This is a genomic window from Neobacillus drentensis, from assembly GCF_036965645.1.
Lineage (GTDB): Bacteria > Bacillota > Bacilli > Bacillales > Cytobacillaceae > Neobacillus > Neobacillus drentensis_D.
In genome coordinates, this window is the sequence record NZ_JBALPZ010000193.1 from 1 (window position 1) to 2,176 (window position 2,176).

2 protein-coding genes are annotated in these 2,176 nt (G+C 30.1%); one reads left to right on the forward strand and one right to left on the reverse strand.

The features are described 5' to 3' along the window. Nucleotides 1-227: hypothetical protein (locus V7266_RS27475; RefSeq protein WP_335472395.1), on the forward strand; the 227-nt coding region annotated here is incomplete at its 5' end. A 284-nt stretch (nucleotides 228-511) separates the two neighbouring features. Here the strand turns inward: V7266_RS27475 and V7266_RS27480 are convergent. Further along, on the reverse strand, nucleotides 512-1,888 hold the full coding sequence (locus V7266_RS27480) for a hypothetical protein (protein ID WP_335472396.1): 1,377 nt from the start codon (nucleotides 1,886-1,888) through the stop codon (nucleotides 512-514). Nucleotides 1,889-2,176: the final 288 nt, after the last annotated feature.

Consider the following 2,176-nt stretch of genomic DNA (forward strand, 5'->3'; position numbering starts at 1 on the left):
GAATCATTATCTTTTTAATAGGTATTGTTTCTTTTATATCGCTATTGGTTTATGGTTATAAAGAATTTAAGGCAAATGAGTCTAAAACACCAAAAAAAGTGATCTTTTTAGTTTTAGGAATACTTGATACCTTTTTCGGTACAGGTGGTGAATTAACAGGACTTGCTTTAATATTATCACTTGCAGCTATTCTTATTGGTCTTGTGATTATAGGGGTATTTCATTAATACATAATGTGAAAGTTTGTGAAATATTGCACTTAAAGTAACGGATGCAAGAGTTGAAGAAGAGGATCACTGCGGCGGTCTTTTTTCTTGTTAAACTAACTGAAAAGGTTAGTTTAAGATAATCATGCCAAAGGACATTTGTTTTAATCTATTTCTCATTTAATTGTGTCATTTAATTGAGAAATACTGTGTTATTTTACTAGACGGTCACAACATTTATTCATTTTTTTAAAATACACAAAAGAACTCAGTAAGAAAATCTTACTAAGTTCTGTTATATATTTTTACCATCTCTCAGTGGTTGCATATGTGTTTATTACTTTATTTGCAATAAACCGAATAAAAGGAATATGACGCTGAATTAAAATATTTTGGGGTTCTGGTTCGAAAAATACCAACTTCTGTTTTTTTGTATGTACAATCGCACATCTCAACAGATAAATTCTTTCAGTTAAATCGTCAATAAAATTTATTAATGAATCTAACCTCAATGTATTATTATATTTCGAGGCGGTATGCGGAACTTCATTTTGATCTAGTGTTTTTATTTTATTCCTGTCTAACCCAATTTCCCGCAGTGACACACCCGCTTCATTAAACCAAGCTTTTATTTTATCAAGATCATTAAAGGTATCATTAAAAATTTCTTTCAACATCATTTTTTCAGACACTCGGCTAGCACCTGTTCTCGTTTTAACTTTATCCTCATCGTAAAAATATTCAATTGCATTGTAATAGGAAAGAAATTGAACTCTAACATCCTTTGTTGCATTTGCTGCGTTAAAAAATTTTAATGGAACCAATTCGAATTTGGGCGTATTAGTAAACCTGATTGTTGCATATGGATTTGATCTAACCGTTCTTCTGCTATCCAAAGGGTGTATAGTTGCAATCCCTAAATTCAAGCCTTTTTCCACCCCTACATGATATAAAAAGTGATTTAATAGTTCTTCTTTATGGGCATCAATTTTACTTATTTCTTTTTCAAAGAAGTCTTTATTAAATAAAATCTTAAGGCTTAAATAATTTTTAGGAATACCAATTTCAGTTGACTCGTCAAAACTTTCCACAGAATTATGGTTAGTTAAAAAAGGAAAAGGGTTCACTCTTTTTTCAAATATATCGTAATAAGTTTGCAAAAATAAAGTGCTAATCGCGCTTATCTCTATTGAACACACATGATCAATATCCAAGCTATCAATTTCTAAATTAATTAACCCACTGTGGTCTACAATACTTTTTGCTGTATAAATATCTAATGGTTCAAGAAGTATTTCCATATAATTCGCTACACGAAGCTCTCTATTACCAGGTGGGACTCTAAAGTATGTATGAATAATCGGTCGGTTATTTTTTAAAAGTTCCATTAAATTTTCTATAATGGATAAATTATGTAAAGGGAGGGATTCTGGAGTATCCCATGCATTAATCTTTACTGTTAAGTCATGAATAGTTTCATCTACCCACTCTTGCCAAACCCGATCAAAAGATTCTTCATTTAACTTTGTAGAAACCTGCTCCTTCATGTAATCATAATCAATTAGTTTCAATGTTTTTGTATATTCTAGAAAGGTACTCTTCTCCCAAGAATTTACCCAATCCTTTAATAAGTCTGGATCAATTTGTCGATAAGAAACTAAGAAACCATCTTTAATCTCCATAATAATCCCTCATTTTTAGAGTTTTTTTATTTAATATTATACTATTTTGTCCATAATATTCCATAATTACATAAAGGTTAACCACGGTCTAATAGTTATTAAGTTTAAAATAAAGAAAGAATAAAAAAATACACAATTATTGTGATAGCTTGAAAAGTTGTCACAGTTTTCGCTTGATAAAATTGGGACATTTTTTCCAACGTACATTTTACATGGAGAGGCAGGCTGGTCAAATCAGAAGAATCTAATACATAATTAAAGGAGAGAATAATTCTACAAAGTCTGAAT